The sequence below is a fragment of the Terrisporobacter muris genome, assembly GCF_024621905.1.
Taxonomy (GTDB): domain Bacteria; phylum Bacillota; class Clostridia; order Peptostreptococcales; family Peptostreptococcaceae; genus Terrisporobacter; species Terrisporobacter muris.
This window is the reverse complement of sequence record NZ_JANKBY010000190.1, coordinates 1-6846: the sequence shown is the minus strand read 5'-3', so window position 1 is coordinate 6846 and position 6846 is coordinate 1. Positions and strand designations below refer to the sequence as shown.

Sequence of the window (6846 nt, the reverse complement as noted above, 5' to 3'; positions counted from 1 at the left end):
TAAAGGGTGGAGTAAATGAAAGGTAAAAAGATTGAACAAGTGTTAATACTTGCTAATGTTTATATAGAGGAAGGTATGACTTACTCAGATGCAGTTAAGAAAGCAGAAATAGAAGTCAGTAAGTTAGGTAAGTAATACGGTTTTTATATTAAAAATTATTCAAATTCAGGTATATAATTTATATTATTATCCTCACTTCTTTTTTTCATAATAGAAGCAAGTATTCCACCAGAAATATTATGCCAAATACTAAAGATTGCACCAGGAACTGCACAAAGAGGTTGAGTTGCAAAATTTGACAATGCAAGAGAAACAGCTAGTCCACTATTTTGCATTCCAACTTCCACACATACAGCAGTTGATTTAGGTAAATCCATTTTAAATAATTTTGCAATTGTAAATCCAAGAATCATACCTATTACATTATGCAGTATAATTATAATAAAAACCGTTGATCCACAAATTAGCAGTTGTTCTTTATTAGTAGCAACTATTCCTGCAATTAAAAGTAATACTGAAACTACAGAAATAAGAGGCATAACTGATGATAAATATTCTTTTTTATTTTTCATTTTATAATTAATAATTATGCCTAAAATTATAGGCACAAGAACTACTTTTACGACAGATGTAATCATGGATAAAATTGAAACATCCACCCATTGTCCAGCCAACAGATAAATCCATAAAGGGGTTAAGATTGGGCAAAGTAATGTGGAAACCACAGTCATACTAACAGAAAGAGTAGTATCACCACCTGCTATATGAGTAATTATATTACTTGCTGTTCCTCCAGGACAACAACCTACCAAAATAACTCCAATAGCAATTGGTGTAGGCAAGTTAAATGTTACTGCCAATAAATATGAAATTAGTGGCATAACTAAAAATTGAGCTAAGCAACCTATAAATACATCTTTAGGATGTCTTAAAATATTTTTAAAATCATTGGCATTAATAGTCATCCCCATACCAAACATGGCAAAACCAAGCAACAATGATGTATAAGTAGTTGCCCACTCAAACATTGATGGAGATAAAAATGCAAATAAAGATATTAATATTACTAAGACACCAATATATTTAGAGGCATATTGACTAAGTGATAAAATTAATTTACTCATTAGTTTTTACCCTCCTTAATAAAATTATCAAGAAGGCGAGCTTTGCCAATGTAAACTGCCATGGCAGCTAATGTATTATCTTTAATTTCTGAAACAGGTTGCATAGTTTCATTATCAACAATTTCTACATAATCTATTTTTGCTAGAGGTTCAGCCTCTATAATTTTTATCATTTCATTTTTTACTTTATCTGCATCAGTTTCACTATTTGCAAGGAGTTTTCCTGCAGTAATAGCTTTTGAAAGACACAGTGCAGCTTTACGTTCTTTTGCATTTAAATATACATTTCTCGAAGATTTTGCTAAGCCATCTTCTTCTCTAACGATAGGACATCCTACAATATTCACATCGAAATTTAAGTCTTTAACCATTTTCTTTATGATTGCCAATTGTTGAGCATCTTTTTGCCCAAAATAAGCATTATCAGGCTTTGTAATTATAAATAATTTGCTAACTACTGTACATACACCTCTAAAATGAATTGGTCTTGATTTTCCACATAGATAATCTGACAATCCATCAATATTTACATATGTACGCGGGTTTGAATACATTTCAGATGTATCAGGATTAAAAATTAAATCTGCGCCAGCTTTTTCACATAAAGCCTTATCTTTTTCAAAATCCTTTGGATAAGCATCTAAATCTTCGTTTTCTCCAAATTGAGCTGGGTTTACAAAAATTGAAACAATTACTTTATCGTTTTCTTTTCTACATCTTTCAATTAGGCTCATATGACCTTCATGAAGATAACCCATAGTTGGTACTAAACCAACTGTTTTTCCTTCTTTTTTCCATTGATTTGATAGTTTTTTTACTTCGTCTACTGTTTTTAATACTTTCATTTAAAGCTCTCCCTCTATTGTTTTTTAGCATTCTTTTTCAGATAGAAGTCTTTAATGAGTAAGAAATTATTTTATTTTTGCAATAAAAAAACACGAACTAAATTCGTGGTTTTACTTATCACATTTTTTATACAAAAAATAGAACTATGAAAATAATGTATTTATAGTAATCTAAAAGGTCCTATCCTCTATCATTTAGTAGGATGGAAAAATAAATATAAAATTATCCATATAGTTTTTTATTTGTATAGTTTCTTGTGAAAAAGAATACCATCAAAATTATTCTAACATATTCTGTCAATATTTCAACTTTTTAATTTAAGTATATCAGCATTTCGATTTTTTCGTTTGAAATGTAATTTATCATATTAATATATACAGTACAAAATTACTGAAAATAATTAGACTTAAAGTACAATGACTATAAAAATTAATCATGTTACTATTTACATAAAATATATTTACTTAGTAATAGGAGAGATATAATGAAAAGAAAACTTTTTTTAAATGCTAAATTAAAAGGCAAATATAATACAGTAGATATTTTAGTAGTTGATGGGATAATTAAAGAAATTGAAAATGATTTAGTTAATAAGTACAATAAAGAAGATAACTTAGAAATCATTGATTTAAAGGGAAATTTAACAATTCCTCCATATGTTGAGCCACACATTCATTTAGACTATGTGTATACAGCTCACACACCTGGAGCTAAAAATTCAACAGGAACATTATTTGAAGGAATTCAAAGATGGTCAGACTCCAAATCCAATTTAACAATAGATGATGTGAAATCTAGAGCTAAATTAGCCTTAAAAAAGCAAGTCCTAAGTGGTATACAACATATAAGAACTCATGTTGACGTAACTGACCCAAATCTTACATCTTTAAAGGCCATGTTAGAATTAAAAGAAGAAATGAAAAATATGGTAGATATGCAGATAATAGCATTTCCTCAAGAAGGAATGTATGCATATAAAGGTGGAGATGAACTAGTAGAAGAAGCTTTAAAAATGGGAGCTGATGTAGTTGGAGCTATACCACATTTTGAATATACTAGAGAGTTTGGGGAAAAATCAGTTAAAAAAACTATAGAACTTGCATTAAAATACAACAGATTAATTGATGTGCACTGTGATGAAACTGATGATGAGCAGTCAAGATTTTTAGAAGTTTTGGCAGCTCATGCATATATGGAAGGTATAGGGGAAAAAGTAACTGCCAGCCATACTTGTGCAATGCACTCATATAACAATGCTTACACTTACAAATTATTTAAACTGTTAAAAGAATCAAAATTAAATTTTATAGCATGCCCAACAGAGAATATCCATTTGCAAGGAAGATTTGATACTTATCCAAAAAGACGTGGAGTTACTAGAGTAAAAGAGATGGTTGAAGAAGGTATAAATGTTTGCTTTGCACAAGATTCAATGTCAGATCCTTGGTATCCATTGGGATCTGGAAATCTAATGAATATATTAGATGCAGGAATACATATATGCCAGATGATGAGTTTTGAAGAAATAAACAATGCCCTTGATTTAATAACTGTAAATGGAGCTAAAACATTAAATATAACTGATAATTACGGAATAGAAGTTGGGAAAAAGGCTAACTTTATAGTATTAAATGCACAAACTGAATTTGACGCTATTTGTGATAGAGTTTCTGTTTTATATTCAGTAAGAGATGGAGAATTTTTATTTAAAAGAATACCAGAACAAATTGAAGCAAATAATAAATTTTTAATATAATTGTATAAAAAATATAAATTATGTCCATAATTTAAATGTACTATCAATATTTCCTTAATAGAAACAGCATGTTCATATACATCATATACTACAAAATAGCTTGGATAACCGATTATCCAGGCTATTTTTGTGTATGAAGTTTTTATTTTTCATAATCATCTTAACCACACATATGAATATATAGTAGAAATAAATATCTACTTAAAAATACCACATATATGAATTAAGGGTGGAGATAGTATGAAAAAAATATCAGTTGCTGTAATAGGAGCAGGAACAAGAGGAATGAATGCCTACGCACCATATCTATTAGAAAATCCTGATTTAGGTGAAATAGTAGCAGTAGCAGAGCCAAAGGAAGAAAAAAGAAATAACTTTAAAAATAGATACAATACAAAAGAAGAAAACACATTCACATCATGGGAAAAACTCCTATCAAAAGACAAATTAGCAGATGCTATAATCATAGCCAACAGTGATGAATGTCACTACCAGCCAACAAAAATCGCGTTGGAAAAAGGATATCATGTTTTATTAGAAAAGCCTATGTCAAACAAACTAGATGAAGTTATTAAACTTGGAGAACTGGCCCTAAAGCACAAAGACCAAGTATTTATGATATGCCATGTACTAAGATACACACCGTTTTTTAGTGAACTAAAAAGAATAGTAGACAGCAAAGAATTAGGCAACCTTGTAAGCATACAACATAATGAAAATATAGGGTATTATCATTTTGCACATAGTTATACACGTGGGAACTGGAGAAATAGCAATGAAACAAGTCCACTTATATTAGCCAAAAGTTGTCATGATATAGACATCTTATTATGGTTAACAGGAAAAAGTTGCAAATATATATCTTCCTTTGGAAGTCTAAGCCATATGAAAGAAGAAAACTTCACAGAAAATATGGCACCTAGATGTATGGACTGTGAAGTGGAGAGATTTTGCCCATATAGTGCTAAGAAAATATATTTGGAAGATGGTGTACTAAAAGCATCTTTATATGCAGTTGACCCAAATCCGACTAAGAAAAATTTAGAAAAAGCTATAACTACTGGTCCTTATGGTAGATGTGTATACAAATGTGATAATAATGTAGTAGATCATATGGTAAGTATACTAGAGTTTGAAGACAACATAACAGCCACTTTCAATTTATCTGCATTCACAAAAGATTGTACAAGAACTATAAAGCTTATGTTTACCCATGGAGAAGTGGGAGGAAATCTGCAAAAGAATATAATAGATGTACACAAATTTGGAGATGAACATCATACAGTAATTCATCCTAAAATAGTAAAAAGTGGCCATGGTGGAGGGGATTTCAAACTAATGGAGGATTTTGTGCAAGCAGTAAGTTCAAATAAAAGGGAAGTCAAAACAAGTGCAATTAATTCTGTGGAAAGTCATATAATATCCTTTGCAGCTGAATACTCTAGATTAAATCATAAAGTAGTTAATGTAGAAAAGTTTTGGAATAATCAAAGAAATTTTTAATCATTTTTTATATTAATTTTCTATGTTTTTAACCTAAATAAGATTATTAATGATACACTAAAGTTAAATGTTTAATAAGTTTAAAATGAAATAAAATATAGCAAAGGAGATAAATATGTTTAATCTAGAGGATTGTATAGCATTTATAACTAACAAATACAACAAAGAGATTACGGAATTATTTAACCAAAGGCTTCAAGAACATAATATTACAAGAGTTCAATGGATTGCACTATTTTATATAGGCAATAATGAAGGAATTACTCAAAGAGATTTGGCTCAAATACTAGATTCTAACGAATCGTCCATTGTTAGGTTAATAGATCGTATGGAAAAAGAAAATATAGTAAAAAGAGAAAAAGATCCAACGGACAGAAGAGTTACAAAGCTATTTCTTACAGAAGAAGGAATGAAAAAAAGAGATGAAATACTGCCTATAGGAGAAAAGTTCTCAAAAGATTGTATTAAAGGAATAAGTGACGAAGATTTGGAAACTTTCAAAGAAGTTTTAAATAAAATGGTAAAAAATCTAAATAAATAGCAGTAAATACTTTACAACAGTAGCACTCAGTGCTACAATTCTCTTAAATACTTGCTATAGCAATTATTGCTACAGCATTTAAATCAAGGGGGATACTATGAAAAAAGATGTTAGAGAAATATTAAATTCATTTACTCAGGGGTTAGAGGAACTTGCAGAAACTAATAAGTCAAATGTTAATGCATTTATGAGACTTTTAAATACTGGGTACAAAGAAGGAGCTTTAAGTACAAAAACTAAAGAGCTTATGAGTGTTGCTATTGCAGTGTATAACCGCTGTGAATATTGTATAGTTTATCATGTTTATAAATCATTGGAGCTTGGATCTACAAGAGAAGAAATAATAGAGGCAGCTATGGTTGCTGTAGGATTTGGTGGTGGACCATCTATGGCTTATAGTGTAACTTTATTAAAAGATGCTATAGATGAATTTGAAAGTGATTTTAAATAAAAATTTTAGATTGTATTATTAACAAGATTTGCACTTAGACTTTATTTGGAGAGCTTATAATGACACTTTGTGTAACATATATAAGGTTATGTAATATATTTATAAAAAGTTGAAATTTTTTCTGCCTGCGACAATATAATATATAAAGAATATATTTTTCAAAGATATATTCATAAAAAGTGAGGCGAAAAAAATGAAATATTGCAAAAGTTTAATCTTCATCTTAGTTATTAGTTTTCTAATGATAATGGGAACGAATACTATAGTGGTTCATGCAGCAGAGTCTAAACCAGGTGGCAATAGTTTTATTTTTTATTTCCCTTTATTAATTGTAGGTTCAATGGTTTTAGGAAGTATAATTAGTTTAGCAGAAAGAAAAATGAGCAAAATTAAATCTAAGACAAAGTAAAGTATAAAAAACAATATCATAATAAGTTTATGAATTTATAAAATTGATAAATAAAAGGTCATATGAAAATTAAAATGTACCCTATAAAGTAGATAGTTAATAAAAAATCTACTCTATAGGGTATTTTTGTATATGATAAATAGCAATTTATGGAGTTATAATTAGAAGTAGATGACAGTTGTATGAAATATAAATAAAAATACAAATAAAAGGTAT

At 29.0% G+C, this 6846-nt stretch carries 7 protein-coding genes; 5 read left to right on the top strand and 2 right to left on the bottom strand.

From position 1 onward, the window contains the following. Positions 1-155: 155 nt before the first annotated feature. Both NSA58_RS13295 and panC read right to left on the bottom strand, forming a co-directional pair. Positions 156-1124 carry a bile acid:sodium symporter family protein gene (locus NSA58_RS13295; RefSeq protein WP_052232847.1) on the bottom strand — a complete coding sequence of 323 codons (969 nt, stop codon included), beginning with the start codon at positions 1122-1124 and terminating at the stop codon, positions 156-158. Then, on the bottom strand, positions 1124-1969 hold the full coding sequence (panC, locus tag NSA58_RS13290; RefSeq protein WP_039678378.1) for a pantoate--beta-alanine ligase: 846 nt from the start codon (positions 1967-1969) through the stop codon (positions 1124-1126). Before panC ends, NSA58_RS13295 begins: the two co-directional genes overlap by 1 nt. A gap of 485 nt (positions 1970-2454) precedes the next feature. On the opposite strand from panC, the gene codA reads away from it, so the two are divergent. From codA to NSA58_RS13265, 5 genes are all read left to right on the top strand, one after another. After that, the gene (gene codA / locus NSA58_RS13285; protein WP_257560550.1) at positions 2455-3726 is read left to right on the top strand and encodes a cytosine deaminase; all 1272 of its coding nucleotides are present in this window, start codon (positions 2455-2457) and stop codon (positions 3724-3726) included. Between the two features lie 240 nt (positions 3727-3966). Then, complete coding sequence (locus tag NSA58_RS13280) at positions 3967-5229, top strand: Gfo/Idh/MocA family protein (protein WP_039678380.1); 1263 nt, start codon at positions 3967-3969, stop codon at positions 5227-5229. A 115-nt stretch (positions 5230-5344) separates the two neighbouring features. After that, on the top strand, positions 5345-5770 hold the full coding sequence (locus NSA58_RS13275; protein WP_039678381.1) for a MarR family winged helix-turn-helix transcriptional regulator: 426 nt from the start codon (positions 5345-5347) through the stop codon (positions 5768-5770). Positions 5771-5867: 97 nt separating this feature from the next. After that, on the top strand, positions 5868-6221 hold the full coding sequence (locus NSA58_RS13270) for a carboxymuconolactone decarboxylase family protein (RefSeq protein WP_257560549.1): 354 nt from the start codon (positions 5868-5870) through the stop codon (positions 6219-6221). Positions 6222-6414: 193 nt separating this feature from the next. Further along, positions 6415-6630 carry a hypothetical protein gene (locus NSA58_RS13265; RefSeq protein ID WP_039678383.1) on the top strand — a complete coding sequence of 72 codons (216 nt, stop codon included), beginning with the start codon at positions 6415-6417 and terminating at the stop codon, positions 6628-6630. The last annotated feature ends 216 nt before the right edge of the window (positions 6631-6846 follow it).